This window comes from Thalassospira australica (assembly GCF_044790785.1).
Classification (GTDB): Bacteria; Pseudomonadota; Alphaproteobacteria; order Rhodospirillales; family Thalassospiraceae; genus Thalassospira; species Thalassospira australica_A.
Genome location: NZ_CP085258.1, coordinates 3,670,879 through 3,689,622 on the forward strand (window position 1 = coordinate 3,670,879; position 18,744 = coordinate 3,689,622).

Annotated in this window: 17 protein-coding genes and 1 tRNA gene; 6 read left to right on the plus strand and 12 right to left on the minus strand. The window is 56.1% G+C overall.

Annotated features, from left to right (window positions below; genetic code table 11):
* Positions 1-141: 141 nt before the first annotated feature.
* Together LG297_RS17210 and LG297_RS17215 are read right to left on the minus strand one after the other, a co-directional pair.
* Entirely contained in the window at positions 142-1,365 is a 1,224-nt protein-coding gene (locus tag LG297_RS17210; RefSeq protein WP_404422413.1) for a CaiB/BaiF CoA transferase family protein, read from the minus strand.
* Positions 1,366-1,441: 76 nt separating this feature from the next.
* Positions 1,442-2,632: an acyl-CoA dehydrogenase gene (locus LG297_RS17215; protein WP_404422415.1), complete on the minus strand. Its 1,191-nt coding sequence runs from the start codon at positions 2,630-2,632 to the stop codon at positions 1,442-1,444.
* Between the two features lie 223 nt (positions 2,633-2,855).
* Between LG297_RS17215 and gcvA the strand changes: the two genes are divergently transcribed.
* Complete coding sequence (gcvA, locus tag LG297_RS17220) at positions 2,856-3,761, plus strand: transcriptional regulator GcvA (protein ID WP_404422417.1); 906 nt, start codon at positions 2,856-2,858, stop codon at positions 3,759-3,761.
* A 9-nt stretch (positions 3,762-3,770) separates the two neighbouring features.
* On the opposite strand, the gene LG297_RS17225 is transcribed toward gcvA, so the two are convergent.
* From LG297_RS17225 to LG297_RS17235, 3 genes are all read right to left on the minus strand, one after another.
* On the minus strand, positions 3,771-5,216 hold the full coding sequence (locus LG297_RS17225) for a hypothetical protein (protein ID WP_404422419.1): 1,446 nt from the start codon (positions 5,214-5,216) through the stop codon (positions 3,771-3,773).
* Complete coding sequence (locus LG297_RS17230) at positions 5,213-6,379, minus strand: hypothetical protein (protein ID WP_404422421.1); 1,167 nt, start codon at positions 6,377-6,379, stop codon at positions 5,213-5,215. The genes LG297_RS17225 and LG297_RS17230 overlap by 4 nt, the downstream gene beginning before the upstream one ends.
* A 248-nt stretch (positions 6,380-6,627) precedes the next feature.
* Positions 6,628-7,785 (minus strand): homogentisate 1,2-dioxygenase, encoded by a 1,158-nt coding sequence (locus LG297_RS17235; protein WP_404422423.1) that lies wholly within the window; start codon positions 7,783-7,785, stop codon positions 6,628-6,630.
* A gap of 236 nt (positions 7,786-8,021) precedes the next feature.
* Here LG297_RS17235 and LG297_RS17240 point away from each other — a divergent pair, with 236 nt between their 5' ends.
* Positions 8,022-8,414, plus strand: coding sequence for a GFA family protein (locus LG297_RS17240; protein WP_404422425.1), 393 nt, complete (start codon positions 8,022-8,024; stop codon positions 8,412-8,414).
* Between the two features lie 12 nt (positions 8,415-8,426).
* Here LG297_RS17240 and LG297_RS17245 read toward each other — a convergent pair.
* The 4 genes from LG297_RS17245 to LG297_RS17260 form a co-directional block, all read right to left on the minus strand.
* Positions 8,427-8,503: transfer RNA gene (locus tag LG297_RS17245), tRNA-Arg, on the minus strand.
* Between the two features lie 142 nt (positions 8,504-8,645).
* Complete coding sequence (locus LG297_RS17250) at positions 8,646-9,170, minus strand: acyloxyacyl hydrolase (RefSeq protein ID WP_404422427.1); 525 nt, start codon at positions 9,168-9,170, stop codon at positions 8,646-8,648.
* Positions 9,171-9,253: 83 nt separating this feature from the next.
* Positions 9,254-10,216: a prolyl aminopeptidase gene (gene pip, locus LG297_RS17255; RefSeq protein WP_404422429.1), complete on the minus strand. Its 963-nt coding sequence runs from the start codon at positions 10,214-10,216 to the stop codon at positions 9,254-9,256.
* Between the two features lie 73 nt (positions 10,217-10,289).
* Positions 10,290-11,105, minus strand: coding sequence for a hypothetical protein (locus LG297_RS17260; RefSeq protein WP_404422431.1), 816 nt, complete (start codon positions 11,103-11,105; stop codon positions 10,290-10,292).
* A gap of 179 nt (positions 11,106-11,284) precedes the next feature.
* Here LG297_RS17260 and LG297_RS17265 point away from each other — a divergent pair, with 179 nt between their 5' ends.
* Positions 11,285-12,766 (plus strand): M48 family metalloprotease, encoded by a 1,482-nt coding sequence (locus tag LG297_RS17265; RefSeq protein ID WP_404422433.1) that lies wholly within the window; start codon positions 11,285-11,287, stop codon positions 12,764-12,766.
* Between the two features lie 73 nt (positions 12,767-12,839).
* Here the strand turns inward: LG297_RS17265 and LG297_RS17270 are convergent, their stop codons facing one another.
* The 3 genes from LG297_RS17270 to fdxA form a co-directional block, all read right to left on the minus strand.
* Positions 12,840-13,646 carry a hypothetical protein gene (locus LG297_RS17270; protein ID WP_404422435.1) on the minus strand — a complete coding sequence of 269 codons (807 nt, stop codon included), beginning with the start codon at positions 13,644-13,646 and terminating at the stop codon, positions 12,840-12,842.
* Between the two features lie 92 nt (positions 13,647-13,738).
* The gene (locus tag LG297_RS17275; RefSeq protein WP_062948226.1) at positions 13,739-14,239 is read right to left on the minus strand and encodes a CarD family transcriptional regulator; all 501 of its coding nucleotides are present in this window, start codon (positions 14,237-14,239) and stop codon (positions 13,739-13,741) included.
* A gap of 297 nt (positions 14,240-14,536) precedes the next feature.
* Positions 14,537-14,872 carry a ferredoxin FdxA gene (gene fdxA, locus LG297_RS17280; RefSeq protein WP_404422438.1) on the minus strand — a complete coding sequence of 112 codons (336 nt, stop codon included), beginning with the start codon at positions 14,870-14,872 and terminating at the stop codon, positions 14,537-14,539.
* Positions 14,873-15,196: 324 nt separating this feature from the next.
* On the opposite strand from fdxA, the gene LG297_RS17285 reads away from it, so the two are divergent.
* The 3 genes from LG297_RS17285 to LG297_RS17295 all read left to right on the plus strand — a co-directional run bounded on the left by LG297_RS17285 (position 15,197) and on the right by LG297_RS17295 (position 18,736).
* Positions 15,197-17,674, plus strand: a complete 2,478-nt coding sequence (locus LG297_RS17285; RefSeq protein ID WP_404422440.1) for an EAL domain-containing protein — start codon at positions 15,197-15,199, stop codon at positions 17,672-17,674.
* A gap of 64 nt (positions 17,675-17,738) precedes the next feature.
* Entirely contained in the window at positions 17,739-18,113 is a 375-nt protein-coding gene (locus LG297_RS17290; RefSeq protein WP_404422442.1) for a response regulator transcription factor, read from the plus strand.
* Positions 18,110-18,736 carry a chemotaxis protein CheC gene (locus LG297_RS17295; protein ID WP_404422444.1) on the plus strand — a complete coding sequence of 209 codons (627 nt, stop codon included), beginning with the start codon at positions 18,110-18,112 and terminating at the stop codon, positions 18,734-18,736. The genes LG297_RS17290 and LG297_RS17295 overlap by 4 nt, the downstream gene beginning before the upstream one ends.
* The last annotated feature ends 8 nt before the right edge of the window (positions 18,737-18,744 follow it).

Consider the following 18,744-nt stretch of genomic DNA (forward strand, 5'->3'; position numbering starts at 1 on the left):
CCGCAAGTTCTGACAAAAATGCGAAGTCAAACCGCCGAATCTTCAATCTGAAATCATAAATCCACGCAATTGTTCCAACCAATTCAGGAGGCTATCGACCAAAAGCCGACCAAATCCCCCAATTGCCAGATCATTTCTTGATCAGATAATTCCACTGGCGCGTAATTTGGCAATCTGTTCATCACTCAGATCCGCCACCTTGCGCAGGATGTCATCGCTATGCTGGCCCAGCATCGGCGGCGCGGCTTCACCGGCAATCGGTGTTTTGGAAAATTTGATCGGGTTGGCAACCGTTGGCACCTTGCCCGCGGTTGGATGATCAAGATATCGCACCGTATCGCGATGTTTGACCTGCGGGTTGTCAAACACCCGATCCAGCGTATTGATCGGGCCGCATGGCACATTAGCTGTCTCAAGCGCGGCGATCCAGTCGTCGGTCGATTTCATCACCATCGCCTGACGGATCTGTGGCACCAACGTTTCGCGGTTTGCCACCCGTGACCGGTTGGTGGTATATCGTGCGTCATCGGGCAAATGCCCGAGCCCGGCGACAGTGCAGAAGCTTCTGAACTGGCTGTCATTGCCGACCGCAAGGATGATATAGCCATCCGCCGTCGGGAAGGCTTCATAGGGCACGATATTGGGATGCGCATTGCCAAGCCGCCCCGGTGCCTTGCCCGTCGTCAGGTAATTCATCGCCTGATTGGCAAGGATCGCCGTCTGCACATCCAGCAGTGCCAGATCGATATGCTGCCCCTCGCCCGTCGCATCGCGGTGGCGAAGGGCCGCCAGGATACCAATCGTCGCATAAAGCCCGGTAAAGATATCGGCAACCGCAACACCAACCTTCATCGGTTGCCCGCCCGGTTCCTGATCGGGTGCGCCGGTGATGCTCATCAAGCCGCCCATGGCCTGGATCATGAAATCATAACCCGGCCGGTCCTTATAGGGGCCGTCCTGCCCGAAGCCGGTGATCGAACAATAGACGATCCTGGGATTGATTGCCGATAGCGATGCGTAATCCAGCCGGTATTTGGCAAGTCCGCCGACCTTGAAATTCTCGATCACCACGTCGCATTCGGCGGCAAGTTTATGCAGGATCTCCTGCCCCTCAGGCTTGGTCATATCAATCGTCAGCGACTTTTTGCCACGATTGGCCGACAGGTAATAGGCCGCCTCGCTGGTGTCGTTACCCGCCGTATCCTTGGCATAGGGCGGGCCCCAGCCACGGGTATCGTCGCCCGCCCCCGGACGTTCGATCTTGATCACCTCGGCCCCCATATCGGCCAGTGTCTGACTGGCCCAAGGCCCCGCCAAGACACGCGAAAGATCAAGCACACGAAGTCCAGAAAGCGCGCTGGTCATCATTCCATCCCGGGATCGTCGTCAAAAAGGAAAAAAGGGCGACACCAAAGATCGGTACCGCCCGTAATCGAAGTCCTCAGCCCTCGGCGGTGAACGCCTGAATGCCGGTCTGGGCACGTCCAAGGATCAGGGCATGCACATCATGCGTGCCTTCATAGGTATTGACCGCTTCAAGATTCATCGCATGACGGATGACATGGAATTCATCGGCAATGCCGTTGCCGCCATGCATGTCACGGGCAACACGCGCGATATCAAGCGCCTTGCCGCAGTTGTTGCGTTTCATCAGCGAAATCGCCTCGGGTGCAGCGGTTCCGGCATCCAGCATCCGGCCAAGCTGAAGCGCGCCCTGTAGACCAAGGGTGATTTCGGTCTGCATGTTCGCCAGTTTAAGCTGGATCAGCTGATTGGCGGCCAGCGGACGACCAAACTGTTTGCGATCAAGGGTATATTGACGGGCCGCGTGCCAGCAGAATTCAGCCGCCCCCATCGCCCCCCAGGAAATGCCATAACGTGCCTTGTTCAGGCAACCGAACGGCCCGCCAAGGCCCTTGGCATTGGGCAGCATGTTTTCCGCCGGGACAAAGACGTTATCCATAACGATCTCGCCGGTGATCGATGCACGCAGCGAAAATTTGCCTTCGATCTTCGGTGCGCTCAGGCCCTTCATGCCTTTTTCAAGGATGAAGCCGCGAATGACACCTTCGTCATCCTTGCCCCAGACGACAAACACATCGGCGATCGGGCTGTTAGTGATCCACATTTTCGATCCCGACAGGGTGAAACCGCCATCGGCCTTGCGGGCACGCGTTTTCATGCCGCCCGGATCGGACCCGTGGTCCGGCTCGGTCAGACCAAAACAGCCAACCCATGCGCCGGTTGCCAGTTTCGGAAGATACTTCTTGCGCTGTTCCTCGCTGCCATAGGCATAGATCGGATGCATCACAAGCGAGCTTTGCACCGACATCGCCGAACGATAGCCGCTATCAACCCGTTCGACCTCGCGCGCGACAAGGCCATAGGCAACATGGTTGACACCCGGCCCGCCGTATTCTTCGGGGATGGTCGGGCCAAGCAGGCCAAGTTCGCCCATCTCGGTCATGATTTCGCGATGGAAAATCTCGTGCCGGTTGGCTTCGAGAACGCGGGTCTGAAGGTTTTCCTGACAATAGGCGCGCGCCGCGTCACGGATCATGCGTTCTTCTTCGCTCAGCTGATCTTCAATCAGCAGCGGGTCTTCCCAGTGAAAAGGTGCGCGGCTTGCCATCGTCCTGATCCCTTATGAAATTTCTGAAACCAAAGCAGGGATGACACCATAGAAGGGCGAGACGGCATCATCCCTGAAAGCTTATCGCTTCTGGGCTAAAGCTAGGCATTGGCAGACGCGCTTGCAAATGATAAATCGGGCATAGTTTATGCGTAAAAATCATAAACTATGCCCTCGCAGCAAGATAAAGCCCAAATATTCCTGTATTTCGACGGATTTAATCATGAGTCGCCGCATCCCCAGCCTTAAAGCGCTGAGTTGTTTTGAACAGACCGCCCGCTTTGGCAGCGCTTCACGCGCCGCCGAGGAACTTTACCTGACACAAAGTGCCGTCAGCCGCCAGATACAGGGGCTTGAAGACTGGCTGGGCTGCAAACTGTTTGCCCGCGAAAAACAGCGGCTGGTCCTGACATCTGAGGGCGAAAGTTATTTGCAGGCGATCCGCCCCGCACTGGATCAGCTTGAAACCGCCACCCTGACCTTCCTGTCGGGCGGGGCCGAGGGCGGGGTTCTGACCATTGCCGCTCCGCCGACTTTCGGGTCGCGCTGCCTGATTCCGTTGCTACCCGATTTTCGCGGCCGCCATCCCGATATCGTCATCAACTTCATTTCACGGATCGGCATCCCCGATTTTGACCGCGAACAGATTGATATTGCGGTGCTGTTTGGCGATGGCAACTGGCCGGGGCTGGATGCGCATTTGCTGCATGGCGAGGAAATGGTGCCGATCTGCAGCCCGAAACTGATCGAGAATCTGGATTATTCACCAAAACCAAATAATCTTCGTGATTATTCACTTTTACACATAGCAACCCGCCCCCGCGGATGGACCGACTGGCTGGCCGCAAGTGGCCTTACCGATATTGACGGGGAAAACGGTCCGAAGTTCGAACATTTCACCATGGCGATGCAGGCCGCCATTGCGGGGCTTGGCGTGGCGTTGCTGCCGACTTTTGCCATCGGAGATGAACTGGCCAATGGCCGGATTGTCGCGCCCTTTGGCCCGCCGCGCGCAAGCCCGTTTCACTATTACGCAACCTGCCCGACCAGCCGGTCCCGCAACCCGAAAATCCGGGCTTTCATGACGTGGCTTGATCAGCGCAAAAAACAGGAAGAACTGACGGAATAAAAGGCAGGCTCAGCTTGCCTTTTTACTCTGAAGCGCACGCAACGCATTCATACCGCGACGGCGCAGCAAATCGGCTTCTTCGGGGCCATCGATGATTTCAAGCAGACGCACGATTGCCATGAGATTGCGCTGGGCATTGTCAAGCTCATCTGCATCCAGCCGCCCCATGCCATCCACCCCGGCACGCCCGATCAGGTTAAGCTTTTTCTTCAATTCCACCACCGCCTTGGTCGCCGAACTCTGGGCAGCCAGGACATGCGAAATCCGCGCGGTTTCAGCAATCGCCTCGGCCGATTGTTCAGCCGCCAGAACCTTTTCATCGTCAAACGGCTGGGAAAAGATTGGCCGCATACCCTGTCGGCCGGATCCCGGCCCCTGCTTGGTTTCAAGCGATGGCAGGGCATCGATAATGCGATCCGGGCTGGCGCCAAACATGGTATTGGCCATCGCCTTGGACACGCGACGACGCGTTTCCAGCAGTTTCTCGCCCCAGCGCCCATCCTTGCGGATGTTGAATTCGCGCGTGATCCGGGTGAATTCCGATGCGTACCAGCGGGCAAGCGACAGGATATGGTGTTCCCCCTTGCCGGTACCGACACCCTGTTCGATCTCGGTCACGGTTTCAGCCAGAAGATCAATGATCAGATCGCCGGTTGTCGCCAGATTTGTGCTGGAAATCGTGCGATCATCGGCCTTGCTCGATAATACGCGGATCAGTTTGAAAAGCTCGCTTGGCCGAAGCAGCCTTGCCAGAACCGCCGTAAGGTAAACCGGCTCGTATCCCGGCTTTTCCGCGGAAACCTCGACAAACCGGTCACGCAACCAGCCAATATCTGCGGTGCCGAGGCTCCTGATCGGGGCGGACGGGAAGCGTTTACGCATCAGGGTGATTTCTTCGGCAACATTCAGGATTTTACCGATTTCCTCTAGCGCCCGCAGATGAATACGCGACCCGAGACGGGTCGCCAGCGCGCGTTCGGTCTTGACCCCGCTCAGCGAATTTTCGATTTCCTGCGCAATGCAAACCGACGCCAGCTTCCACAGGCGGCGTTCCGCCTGTTCGAGCATATCCTGATCGCGTTTGGCAGCGGCCTTTTCGATATCGGCAATCGCCTTGGCAACTTCCGGCCCACCGGAACTTTCAACCAGATTCCAGATCGGCATCAGGGATGAACGACTGATGCGGATACTGTGTTCACTGGGCGGGGCCGACGTCAGCAAATCCTCGAACGGGTCGCAGAACTGGCGCATTGGCGTGGGATAGCGTTCGGGCTTCAGCGATGCCAGACGCGGACGCAAAATCTGCAAAATCTGTTCATGAGGCAGCGGCAGTTTGGGATCGACACGGTCGCTTTCGATTGCGCGGGTAAAGCGTGCGATTTCCGAACTGCTCAGCGATTCGAACAGATCGCCAAGCTGGGAAACACCCATATTTGCGGCATTTTCAACTTTCACGCCGACTGCCTCCGGAAACGCTCCAGCCGGTCAACCATGTCGGCGTCAATTTCGCCACTGCCAAGTTTGCGCAATTCGGACGCCCACAGCATCTGGTTAACCCGGACATCGACCCAGAATTCATATTCAAGTTTCTCAAGCTCTTCGATTGGCAATACAGGCGCGAAACTTGCAATTTCCTCGACAATCTCGCGCTGGCGCACCCGATCATGTTGGGGGCGCGACCGCCACAGATCAATCAGCTCCTGCCACCCGTCAAGCACCCACCACAAACGTTCGATCTGCTTGTGCAGGTCGTTTTTGGCGGTGGACCAGTCTTTCAGGACCTTGCCAAGTTCATTGTTCCACAAATCAATCTTCCGCAGCAACCGCATCGCATGATCGTTGGTGGCACTGGCGGCATTGATGACACGGGTTGCCATGAAACGGAAATCGGACTGTTCGGAAATCGACCATTCCTCGACATCGCCGGCAAGTTTTTGCAACCCGAATGTAAGAAGGCGAAGCGGCCCTTCGCAGCCCTCAATCGCAAGACCGACCGGTGCGCTCAGCACGCTCCATTCGCCAAGACTGTCGATGATCGAGTCATTTGCAACCCCGGCCACGGTGGCAAAGCGGTTCAGCGCCTTGCGCGCACGCACCTGCCCTTCCATGGTCAGGAGATCTTCGCGTTTCATGTCCTGGACATCATCGCCACCAAGCTGGCGGAGCGCCTGATACAGCAGGGTCAGCTGACCAAGTTCGCGCGCGGCTTTTTCTTCCTTGTCACCGATGATCCCGGCATGCGCCAGGGCAACGCCGCCAACCCCGGTCACGGCAACGGCACGCGCATGTTCGCGCACCAGTTCCGGGGTGAATTTTTCAAGTGTAATCAGCCGGTCAAACAGCATCCGGTCATGAACCGACAGATCGAACACTTCGCGCAGGGTTTCAAGCGGCATTTCATATGTGCCAAGCCCGCCCGAAAGCCCCGGAAGGCTGACAAGGGTCCGACCGCTTTGGCCGATCAGCACGCGCGCATAGCGCAGGCTTTTGGTCGTGAAAGGCGTGCGCACACCACGGCTTACAAATGACGAAGGCAAACAGGACAGCGCATCCGGTTGACCTGCACGACCAGATGACGAAATGCTTCCGCTTTTATTGGCTACTTGCTGTCTGGTCATTCTCGGCTTTGATCAACCCATCCCGACAAATTCAATTCTTTGGCCATCTGCACTGCCAAGCTTATACTATCGTGCAAGCCAGTCCATGACAAAGGAACCGGCATTTTGCACATAGTCAGCTTACCGCGACATGCTGATGAAACCCTTAATGTTCCGGATAGGTCAAACAAAACCGAAGATCAATGCTCAATCGCCCGAAACGGGCAGAAAACAGGCCCCAAGCCGCTTTTGCAACCCTTCGTACAGCATCAAAGCGTTTCTTTCGCCTTTTCCCACGTATTGACATAGGCCTTCCATTCCGCACCATCCGGAATGGTTTCATCGATATTGACCATTTCGGCACAGTCAATCATCACCGCCACCTCGTCGGTTTCGACCGGCACCCGAATCATGGTTTTCTGATACGAGCACGGGTGCGGACCATGCGGGAAACCGCTGGGATGGAATGTCGCCATGCCCGGCTTGATATCGCCGCGGCTGTAAAATTCACCCCGGTGATAGAAGATGAATTCGTCGAAATCCTCGTTCGAATGATAGAACGGCACGCGCAAAGTCCCGGACTCGCCCTCGCCAATTTTGGGGACAAAAGTGGAAATAGCGAACCGGTTGGCAACAAATGTGCTGTGGGCCGCCGGGGGTACGGGTTGCCCCGGCTGGCGGCTTTGTCGCAAATCGCGCCAATTCAGGCGCACGACACTGAGATCCCCCTGCCATCCCACCGCATCAAGCGGGTTATAGGGATAGGTCAGGGTCGAAATCGCATTGCGACGCTTGATGTGAATTTCCCAATATGCCTCGTCCTGCTGGGCGCGGAATTTGTCATCAAGCCGCGGCACTTCGAAACTGGTCGGGTCGATCGACGGATGACCTGCCGACTGGGTGTCGCTTGGCAGGCCAAAGGCATCGTTGGTAGCCTCGATAAACAGGAATTCGGACGGATCGGTTGCCTCGAACCGCCAGGCCGTGCCGCGCGGCAGCAGGATATAATCCCCGTCGCGATAGGACATGTGGCCGTAATCGCAATAAAGCGCGCCGCTGCCATTGTGAACAAAGGCCAGCGTATCGCCATCGGCATTACGCGCCAGCGCATGCATTTTGCCATCCAGCCGCCAATATCGGACTTCCATTACCGTATTATGCAGGATGCGCCGCGCCTGTAACGGGCAGTCCGGCCCGGCGGCCAGCTTGTTCAGGTTAAAGGCGCGCGGGCGCAGCGGCCCCTCGAACGAGGCCCAGCCTGCCGGTGGATGTTTGTGATAAACATGGGCCGATGGCCCGAGAAACCCGTTTCGTCCGATTTCGCGTTCATGAACGGTAACGGATGGGGAACTTGTCGAACCTGCGGCATTCTTGGACGTCGCAACGCAATTGCCTTCGCTGTTCGGAAGACGAATCCAGTTTTTCATCTGACACCTCCCGGCCGGATCGGCCATATAAAAGGGCTTGTGCAATTTGCCCGTTATATAAGGATATGTGCAGACGCAAAGATCATTTCAAGGCGAGCAAAAAATTGGAAAAATACAACTTTTCGCTGTGCCCGAGACAAGGAAGCCGTCAGGACGAAAATCGGCCGAAATCGGCAATGAACGGCCGCGTGACCAAGGCACTAAACTTCCCGCTCCATGATTGACTGGAGAAACCAATGGATAAAATCACCGGTGGCTGCCTGTGCGGCAAAGTCAAGATCGTGGCATCGGGAAAGCCATATCGGGTTGGCCTGTGTCATTGCCTTGATTGCCGGAAACATCATGGCGCGCTTTTTCATGCGTCTGCGGTTTATCCCGAGGATGCGGTAACGGTCGAAGGCGACGTGCGTGATTATCAGGGCAGGTTTTTCTGCCCCGATTGCGGCTCGACCGTTTTCGGGCGCAGCGGGGACGAGATCGAAGTCAATCTTGGCGCGCTGGACGAACCCAACCGGTTAAAACCCACCTACGAACTGTGGACCATCCGCCGCGAAAACTGGCTGCCGGAATTTCCGCTTGCGAAACGCTATGAGCGGGACCGGGAGGGTACGGGTCGTCTGGAAGAATAAGGCAAAAGGAGATGGTGCGCCCGACAGGATTCGAACCTGTGGCCCCCAGATTAGGAATCTGGTGCTCTATCCTGCTGAGCTACGGGCGCACTTTATTAGCAGGAGGCATTCAATTAGCAGCTTCGATAGCCGCGATCAATCCGGCAGCGAACCAAATTTTCCCTGCCTTGACCGAAAAAGCAAAAAGCCCCGCGGCTGGCGGGGCTTGAAGCGTGGTTCCGAACGCACAGATCACTCGAAGATCGCGTCGATCGGAACAGCATAGGTCAGAGACAGGATTTCCGTGCCCGGGTTTTCGTCGCCGATGCTGGCGTTCGAAATATGGGCAATGCCAAGGCTCAGACGTTCGCGGCTGTCAAAGCGGAAGCCAAGTTCAAGGCCCGAACGGAATTCGATCCAGTGACCGAGGTCTTCACCGTCACCCTGATGGTAGGCACCGACCGAGGTATAAATGCTGGAAACGAAGTGATCGCCCCACAGCACATCCATCGCCAGACCGCCATAACCGTGTGCCGCCTTGTCGCTGGTGACCATCACGCCGGTGATCGGACGCAAAACGCCAAACATCGCATGCTGGAAACGGTAATCGAGACGGAATTCAGCGGCTTCTTCATCCTGCGTGATATCGACCATACCGGTCGAGAATTCCAGCAGGCCGCTGTCATTGTCATTGCCAAGAAACTGCTGCGCGTTTGCAGCACCTGCAAATCCTGCGACCAAAAGCAGGGCCAGGATTTTCCCCAAAACCAACCGCATTAACCTAAGTCCCCTCTAGGATCATGTCGGGCATATACTACCCAACCGTATGATATAAACAACAAAACAATGACACGGCTGTTTTAATTTTTATCAAATCCGGTGCCATTAAAGGAATTCGTGGCGCGCACAAGTTCGCGCACGATCCCCGGTTCACTTGCCGCGTGACCGGCATCCTCAACGATATTCATTTCCGAACCCGGCCATTGCGCGTGCAGTTCAAACGCAGAAACCGGCGGACAGACAACGTCATAGCGGCCCTGAACAATGCGGGCCGGCAAATGACGGATAAGGTCCATATTCCGAAGAAGCTGATCGGGAGCAAAGAAACCCTTATGGACGAAGTAATAATGTTCGAGCCGCGCCAGAGCCAACGCGATCCCGTCACCTTCGAAATCCGCGACCAAGCCCTCATCGGGCAGCAACGTGCAGCAGGTCGCCTCGAACCCCGACCATGCGCGTGCCGCCGCAATCGCGGCAGATTCGCCTTCCCTGCCAGCAAAGACATCGCCATAGCGATCCAGCAGGGCAGCACTTCCGGGATTGTGATCAAACCCGACAGCGGCGAGGAATTTCTTCTCCGCCTCGGCAAAGAATTTGCCCATGCCATCCATGAACCAGTCGATTTCCTGATCCCGGCACAGGAATATCCCGCGCAGAACGAAACCAAGCACCTGTTCCGGGTGGGCCTGCCCATAGGCCAGCGCCAGGGTCGATCCCCATGACCCGCCAAACACCAGCCATTGATCAATGCCGCGATCCTGACGGAGCACTTCGATATCGCCAATCAGATGGTCGGTTGTATTGTTTTCAAGGCTGCCGAACGGCCGGGATTTACCGGCACCGCGTTGGTCATGCAGGATCACCCGGTATTTTTCGGGATCAAAGAAGCGCCGCGCATTGGGTGACATCCCGGCACCGGGCCCGCCATGCAGGAAAATCACCGGAATACCCTCGGGATTGCCAAGCTCTTCCCAATAGATTTCGTGCCCGTCGGGCCGTTCCAGCCAGCCGGAATAAGCGGGTTCGATCTCGGGATAAAGCATTGGGGAGCCTCTTGGAATCTGTCGCCCCATTCTTCTACACGTCCAAAGTGTTATTGGACAAGTCCAAAGCCGTTTACGGTTGAACGACAGACTGTTCCACACATAGCGACGCCGGATTGGCGAGTTCCAGATAAGGCCCGCCACGATCCTCGATCATGCCGCGCACACGAATTTTCTGGCCAATCCAGTCTTCCATATGCTGCCCTGCCCCTTTGATCGAATCGCGCATATCGCGGTCGATCATCACGGTGAAATCACTGCGCCAGTCGGCACCGAAATTAAGATAACTGCGCCATTCGCGATCTTCGATGCGCTTAAGGATGCCATCGATCACGGCAAAGCGACCGACAGCATGCCTGGCATCGGGCAGCTCGCCAGCCAGTTCGGGCGAGCCGCCATAGTGATAAGCCGGGTTTTGATCTGTCGCCCAAGGTCCTAATTGCCGGGAGATGGCCGTTTGTTCAGCCACGATCAACGCATCAATCGGACGGTCTCCTTCAGGCAGAAGGATCGCAAGCCCCTGTTCAAGCAGTTTTTCCTGCCACAACATGCCCGATCCGTCCTGCATATCGGCCAACTGACGTCCGGCGAAATCGGGATTTTGATCATGGGCGACAAGGACGGTGATGGCATCCGCCCCGCCTTGCATTACCTCAAGCGCGGCAGTTTCAAATTCCGGGACAAAGGCAATATCGGCCAGACGCCAAAGGATACCCGGTTGCGCGGATATTGTCAGGGCATCAACGGCGTCAGGTTTTGCCAGCCGGACCGGCATCGCCGCAAGATCACCGACGCGCGCGCTGATGGCATCAACTTTGGCGGAACCAAAGGCAGGGCCGCATATCCATTTTTGCGCATGCGAGGGCGTGGCGACGATCAGACATGCCACAAACAGGCATCCAGAAACGAGGACAGGAAAGATCGCCGCAAAATTTCCCGATTTTTGCGCACAGGTTTGATTGTTGCGAGATATTGATTGGCAAGCCAACACGCGCTACCACATCGTAAGGGATAAAATTGCGGTTCCGGCAAAGGATACGCATCGCGGGCACAAGAGGAAAGACTTCAATGAGCTGGCTTTTTCATCGCAAGACAAGACGATTGGCAACCGCCCTTGGCGCAGTTGGTCTGATTGCGGCCCTTGCAGGCTGTTCGACCAACCGCGCGACGGGTGAAGACAGCTTTACCGCCTTTATGTCCCCCGATCAGGAAAAGCAGGTCGGTGCCGAAGAACATCCGAAAATCGTGCGCGAATTTGGCGGCGATTACGATGAAAAAGACCTGCAGGGTTATGTCACGGAAATCGGCAACAAGCTGGTGGCAGTATCCGAAGCACCGGACGAAAAATTCACCTTTACCGTGCTTGATTCGCAAGTGATCAACGCCTTTGCCCTGCCGGGCGGGTATGTTTATATCACGCGCGGCCTGGCCTCTCTTGCCTCGAACGAAGCGGAACTTGCCGGGGTTCTGGCCCATGAAATCGGCCATGTGGTCGCACGCCATTCCGCACAACGTTACAGCCGTGGCGTCCTGACGCAAATTTTGGCCGGCGGGCTTTCGGCTGCTCTTGGCAGCGGCGCCGGGGATATCGTCGGCGTCGGGGCCAACGCCTATCTGAAGTCGTTTTCGCGCGAACATGAATTTGAGGCCGACATGCTGGGCGTGCGCTATATCACGCGCGCCGGATACGACCCGGAAGGCATGGCATCCTTCCTGAAGAAATTGCGCGCCCACTCACGCCTTCAGGCAAAACTGGCGGGCCGGTCGCCCGACGAAATCGATCAGTTCGATTTCATGGCCACCCACCCGCGGACCCTTGACCGGATCGAGCAGGCCCATCAGGCCGCCAATGTTACCCCGGTAGCCAACCCGGAAATCGGTGCCGTACGTTACATGACGGCAATTGACGGGATTATTTACGGCGACGGCCCGGATAACGGTTATGTGCGCGGGACGGCCTTTATCCATGTGCCGCTTGATTTCCGGTTCGAGGTGCCCGACGGATTTTCGATGATCAACCAGCCCGATGCGGTGATTGCGCAGGACAAGGGTGGTGCGCAGATCGTGTTTGAGGGCGCACCGAAGGCCAAGGGTGTTGCCCTTGATCAATATCTGGCGCGCGGTTTTTCCAGCAAAATCGCAATCACCAATATCGAGAATATCGATATCAACGGCCAGGAAGCCGCTACCGGCCATGCCGACGTCAATCTGAATTCCGGTGAACGGGTACGATTGCGGGTGGTGGCGATCCGGCACGGCGACAATGCCTATCAGTTCCTGTTTATCGTGCCGCTGGATCAGGTCGATGCCTATAATGTCGCGCTACGCCGCACGACATACAGCTTCCGCCCGCTTACCCGCGAAGAGCAGCAGAAATACCATCCGCTGCGGATCAAGGTCCGGGCGATGAACCCGGAATATGACCTGTCGACCTTTGTCGATCAGATGGCGGTCTCGCGCGAACCTGCCGAAACCTTTGCGGTGCTGAACGGGCTTGAACCTGGCCAGCCCCCGGCAGAGGGTTCGATGGTCAAGGTCGTGATCGACTGAACCAAATCAACGAAAACAAAAGGGCAGCAAAACGGATTTGCTGCCCTTTTTCATTTGTGCAATATCGCAAAAATCAGCTTTCGATACGATCAACGATCTTGCCGTCACGACCGATGGCAACCGCGATCAATTGGCCACCGCGCCCGGCCCCGCCATCAATCGACAGGGTAAACTCGCGTTCCTGCAAACCGATATTGGTTTGCGACGACCCGCGAATAATGCGGCGGCAATCGTAATAGCGGTCCGTAATGCTTTCGAACATCGATCCGCCCCACCAGAAGGTATCTGTCTGTCCGGTCAGCGGGCGGGAGCCATCAAGCCCGGCATGAACCAATATCAGCGATCCATCGGTGGCATAGGCGGCATGTTTGAGATCGGACAAAAGCGCGCTATGGCCATTCTGGCGGCGGAAAGACGCGCCGAACTGCCCGGTCCATTGCGAAATGGCATGCGCCCCCTGACGCATCAGGGCCTGCACGTTTGACGGATCAAAACCATAGGCCCGAAGCGTCCCGGCAATGCCACGCGACAGCATCCAGTCAAAAACCTCGCCCGGATTGGGGGCAAAATGGATTTGCTGCAGTTTGCTCAGCATTTCTTCGGCCGTGCCGCGCAGAAAGGCAATATCGGCAATATCGACATCTGGTCTGGCGATGAAGAAGCGGCGAAACAGCAACAATTCATTAATGGTCCCCAGCACGGTTTCCGCTGTGCCATCGCCCCAGTAATTGCCAAGATAGACCAGACGATCACCGACAGCAATTTTGCGCCCAAGCTTGCCATGAACGGCCTGCAATGCGCCAAGATCACCATTGATCGCCCCGACGGCCCAAATCTTGTCCGCCGGTTTTATCGGTGCCAGAACTGCGTTCATCGCCATAACGTGCCCAACATAAACAAAACCGGCCCAAGATTACCTTGTAGGCCGGTTTTTAAAAAGAGGTCTCTGTATAAGAAAGCTGTACAGACGTATCAGGCTGCTTTCTGCAACAGTTTTTCGAGCTTGCCCGATGCCTTGTCCTTGTCGATCTTTTCGATCGCAGCCAGTTCATCGACGAGGCGCTCAAACGCTGCTTCGTAAATCTGGCGTTCGGAGAACGACTGTTCGGGCTGGGTGGCGGTGCGGTGCAGATCGCGAACAACTTCGGCAATCGAAACCGGATCACCGGAATTGATCTTTGCCTCGTATTCCTGCGCACGGCGCGACCACATGGTGCGTTTGACGCGCGCACGACCCTTAAGGGTGATAAGCGCCGAGTCCATCTGTTTTTTCGAGGACAGCTTGCGCAGTCCGGAGTTGCCCACCTTGTTCACCGGCACGCGCAAGGTCATGCGGCTTGATTCAAAAGTGATGATGTAAAGGCGTAATTCCTGGCCCGCAATTTCCTGGGTTTCCAGGCCATCGACACGGCCAACGCCATGTGCGGGGTAGACAACGTAATCGCCAACAGCAAACGGCAACTTATCCGACATCAAGCTTCCTTCCGGCCCAAACAGGCCTGGTCATTCAACTGTAACACTATAGACCCAGCGACGCGAAGAGCTGCGCGCGACAATGCTTTTGGCGAAGTCGCGGTTTCTGACAGGATATAATAACGGAGATCCGACTGCGCGGAGCGAGCCTGCCGAGCCCTTGAACGCGAGTTGCCCACAATAACACAACGAGCCGGTCTATCACAGAATTTTTCCGTGCGACCGGCTCAATGCAGCCATGCGCCAGATAAGAAAAGGCGCAAATATCGTTTAATTACAGGTTTCTATCACGCGTGATCAGTCACCGGTTCCCGGTGCTTCGCTAAGCATTTCGGTCTTGCCCGTCTTGCCGTTCCATTCATCGGCATCGGCCGGTGCATCACCCTTGCGCGTAATATTCGGCCAGATTTCCGCGAATTTGCGGTTGATCTCGAGCCAGTTATCCAGATTCGGTTCCGTATCGGGAATAATCGCCTCGGCCGGACATTCAGGTTCGCAGACACCGCAATCAATGCATTCGTCCGGATGAATAACCAGAAAGTTCTCACCTTCATAGAAGCAATCGACGGGGCAAACCTCGACGCAGTCCTGATACTTACACTTGATGCAGTTTTCCGTCACCACATAGGTCATGGTGTAACTCCGTTCAGGTTGCGAGGCCGTGATGCGGCTGCGCCCGCGCTCGGCCTTGTTCTCTCTCGGGGCATTGGGTTATCACGCAGTGCGGTTGTGTGCAACTCCAATAAAATCCCATTTTTTTTAGTAGTATTGCCGTTTCGGTGCATTGCGATATCGCAGTTAAACAAACCGCATCGGACATTCAAACCGGCTTGGGCGGGAAAATACATAAATCCCCGCAATTTTCCAGTATTAGAACCCGCGCAACAATTGCTTTTGCGGTGCCAAGCACATAGTCTTGGGTGTGCAAATGGTCACAGAGCCATGCAGGGGTGTGGATTGGCGGAGGGTAGCCTGAAAACGCAACGGCTCAGATGGCGTGATCGTTTGTCTGTCAAACAGGCACGTGCAGCCGTCATTATCACCCTTCTGATCGGACTGGTTTTCAGTATCGCGCAGATCGCCTGGGATTTGCACGAAGAACGCAACCTGATCGACCGAACCGTCAATCAGGTTCTGTCTACCTTGCGCGAATCCGCGACACAGGCGGCCTATGGCCTTGATGAGACGCTTGCCGCACGCGTCGTATCGGGCCTTTTCGAATATGAACCGGTCTATAGCGCGACGCTGCGCGACAATTTCGGCAATGTTCTGGCTGACAAATCGCGCGCGCCCTCGGCATCGGGGCGCTCGGCCCTGACCGAAATGATGTTTGGCAACAACCAGCAATATGACGTGCCGCTTCAGATCGGGGAAAACCGGGACCTTGTCGGGCATCTGATCGTCCGGATCGATACCGACCTGATTGCCGATGGCTTCATCAACCGCGCAACCCGCATCCTGACATCTGGCATTTTACGCAACCTCCTGCTGGGTCTGGCCCTGATGGTGTTCTTTTACCTGACGCTAACCAAACCGCTTTTGCGGATTTCGCAGGCCGTCACCGGCATTGATACCGATCATCCCGATGCCACCGGGCTGACAGTGGCCCGCAATCATGAACGCGACGAACTGGGTCTTTTGTCACGTTCGATCAGCACGCTGGTTGAAGGTATCGCCACCTCGCTTGGCAAACTGCGCCAGACCGAACAGCAAATGCGCGATAGCGAGTCCCGCCTTCGCGCCATTGTCCAGAATGTGGCGGACGGCATCCTGACCATTACCCCCGATGGTACGATTGTCGAATTCAACAATGCATCCTTTCCCTTGCTGGGGCTGGCGCAGGATGAAACGCCAAAGGGCCGGTCGCTTCTGGAATTTATCGCACCGCGCGCCATTCCGCATTTCGAGGAAAGCCTTGCCGACCTTACGACCCTTAACCTGCAACATCACACCGCCGAGCAGCGCCTGACCCTGCCGCTGGTGCGCATGGACAAGACCGAGATCGAGGTCAGTGCAGCATTCCGCCCGATCCCTGAGGCGGAAACACCGCTGATCACGGTTGTCCTGCATGATATTACCGCGCGCAAACGCTATGAAGAACAACTGGTCTATATGGCCAACCATGATGCGCTGACCAATCTGCCCAATCGCAGCATGCTGGAATACAGCCTTAAAATGGCGCTTGAGGGCAACAGGCGCGACGCGCAGGGACCACATGCCAGCGCGACCGCCATCCTGTTTATCGATCTTGACCGGTTCAAACTGATCAATGACAGCCTTGGGCATAATGTCGGCGATATGCTGCTTAAGGCCGTGGCGGACCGTTTGCGCCGGGTCATCAGCCGACAGGAAGTGATCGGGCGACTTGGCGGGGACGAGTTTCTGATCATTATTCCACGCCTGCGTGAAACGCAGGATGCCGCGACCCTGTCGCAGGCGGTTCTCGATGCACTCGCCCCTGCCTTTGATATTCTGGGGCGGCTTTTATTCATCACCCCATCCATCGGGATCGCGCTTTGCCCCGCAGATGGCGAGGATTTTCCGACACTGATGCGCAATGCCGACACGGCAATGTACAGCGCCAAGGCCCGCGGCGGCGGGACCTATCATTTCTTTACCAAGACGATGAATGAAAGTGCGGTTGCCAGACTTGCCATTGAAAACGACCTGCGCGAAGCCCTGGCAAAGGGACAGTTTGAACTTTACTATCAGCCGAAAATCGAACTGGCGTCCAGCAGGCTTTCGGGGCTTGAGGCGCTGATCCGCTGGAACCAGCCGGGGCGCGGCTTTATATCGCCGATGCAGTTCATCCCGGTCGCCGAGGAAACCGGCCTGATCGGCAAAATCGGCGAATGGGTTTTAAGACGGGTCTGCGACCAGATCCGCGAATGGGATCTGCTGGGTCTGCCGCCGGTCAGCATTGCCGTCAATCTGTCGCCGCGACAATTGATCGAAGGCCGGATTACCGAAACCATATCGCGCATTCTGGATGAAACGGCGACACCGGCATCGCGCATCGTCCTTGAAATCACCGAAACCGTGATGATGCATGAAATCAAACGATCGGCATCGATCCTTGATGAATTGCGCAAGCTGGGCCTGCAGATTGCAATCGATGATTTCGGTACAGGATATTCGTCGCTTGCCTATCTGAAACGGCTGCCGATCAATTCGATCAAGATCGACCGGTCGTTTGTCCGCGATGTGACGACCGATCCCGATGATGCGGCGATCACCAATACCATCATTATCATGGGGCACAATCTGGGCCTGAAGGTGGTGGCCGAAGGTGTGGAAACCAAGGAACAGCTTGAATTCCTGCGCGAACATGGCTGCGATGAAATCCAGGGTTTCCTGATATCGGAACCCCGCCCGGCAAACGCCATTGCCAAACAGATCGAACAGCTTTCGCAGAAGGTTGCGTCTACTCTATAATCGGCCCTATCCTCGCGGGTGGTGTCAATATAACAAGAACACAAACCGAAGATCAGAGAAAACAATGTCCCAGAAGCGATCCGTCCTGCTTGTCGATGACAGCAAATTTGCCCGTTTGCTGGTTAAGGCGTTTATCACCAGCAACTTTTCCGACTGGCATGTCGACGAAGCAGAAGAGGCCGAACAGGCGCAGGCGATGGCTGCGGAAAAAGACTACGATTATTTTCTGATCGATTTCAATATGCCCGGTATGAACGGGCTGGAACTGGGCGAAAAGTTGCGCGCGGCTTATCCCGATGCTGCAATTGCGCTTCTGACAGCCAATATCCAGAAGGAAATCCAGAACAAGGCCGCCGGGCTCGGGATGGACTTTCTGGCAAAACCACCGACCGAAGAAAAGATTTGCGATTATCTTGCGGGCAAGGAAGCCGGGCGATGATTGACCTGAGCGAGCTTGAACATGACACGATCAGCGAACTGATCAATATCGGGGTCGGCCGGGCGGCTGCGTCGCTTTCGGAAATGGTCGATCAGCCGGTCGAGCTGACGGTGCCGACCATCACCTTTGTCGAACGGTTTTCCGATTCAAATCTGACATCGTCCCCCGAAGAAGTGGTTTCGGCCGTCAGCCAGACATTCGATGGCCCGTTCAAGGGCGAGGCGATGCTGGTTTTCCCCGAAAAACGCAGCCTTGAACTGGTGCGCCGCCTGCTTAAGGTCGATGTGCCCCTCGACACCCTGACCGATCTCGAACAGGAAGCCCTGATGGAGGTCGGCAATATCATTCTGAATGCCTGCCTTGGCAGTATTGCCAATGTGCTGGGCGAACCGATCAATTGTTCGATGCCGACCTTCCGCAAGCGCGAAAGCCGTGCGCTTTTGAATGACGAGGCGGTGTTTGACGCAACATCGGGCAAGATGCCGGTTCTGATGATCCTCCATGTGCAATTCATGCTGCGCCAGAACGATATTGACGGTTATGTGCTGTTCGTCATGGATCTTGATTCCATCCAGACCCTGAAGGAACTGGTACGCCGGTTCCTTCAGAACACGCTCGGCTGACGGGCAAT

Coding starts and splice junctions, on each gene's coding strand:
- LG297_RS17210 (WP_404422413.1), bottom strand. CDS start 1,365: ATGACCAGCGCGCTTTCTGGACTTCGTGTGCTTGATCTTTCGCGTGTC.
- LG297_RS17215 (WP_404422415.1), bottom strand. CDS start 2,632: ATGGCAAGCCGCGCACCTTTTCACTGGGAAGACCCGCTGCTGATTGAA.
- gcvA (WP_404422417.1), top strand. CDS start 2,856: ATGAGTCGCCGCATCCCCAGCCTTAAAGCGCTGAGTTGTTTTGAACAG.
- LG297_RS17230 (WP_404422421.1), bottom strand. CDS start 6,379: ATGACCAGACAGCAAGTAGCCAATAAAAGCGGAAGCATTTCGTCATCT.
- LG297_RS17235 (WP_404422423.1), bottom strand. CDS start 7,785: ATGAAAAACTGGATTCGTCTTCCGAACAGCGAAGGCAATTGCGTTGCG.
- LG297_RS17240 (WP_404422425.1), top strand. CDS start 8,022: ATGGATAAAATCACCGGTGGCTGCCTGTGCGGCAAAGTCAAGATCGTG.
- LG297_RS17250 (WP_404422427.1), bottom strand. CDS start 9,170: ATGCGGTTGGTTTTGGGGAAAATCCTGGCCCTGCTTTTGGTCGCAGGA.
- pip (WP_404422429.1), bottom strand. CDS start 10,216: ATGCTTTATCCCGAGATCGAACCCGCTTATTCCGGCTGGCTGGAACGG.
- LG297_RS17265 (WP_404422433.1), top strand. CDS start 11,285: ATGAGCTGGCTTTTTCATCGCAAGACAAGACGATTGGCAACCGCCCTT.
- LG297_RS17270 (WP_404422435.1), bottom strand. CDS start 13,646: ATGGCGATGAACGCAGTTCTGGCACCGATAAAACCGGCGGACAAGATT.
- LG297_RS17275 (WP_062948226.1), bottom strand. CDS start 14,239: ATGTCGGATAAGTTGCCGTTTGCTGTTGGCGATTACGTTGTCTACCCC.
- fdxA (WP_404422438.1), bottom strand. CDS start 14,872: ATGACCTATGTGGTGACGGAAAACTGCATCAAGTGTAAGTATCAGGAC.
- LG297_RS17290 (WP_404422442.1), top strand. CDS start 17,739: ATGTCCCAGAAGCGATCCGTCCTGCTTGTCGATGACAGCAAATTTGCC.
- LG297_RS17295 (WP_404422444.1), top strand. CDS start 18,110: ATGATTGACCTGAGCGAGCTTGAACATGACACGATCAGCGAACTGATC.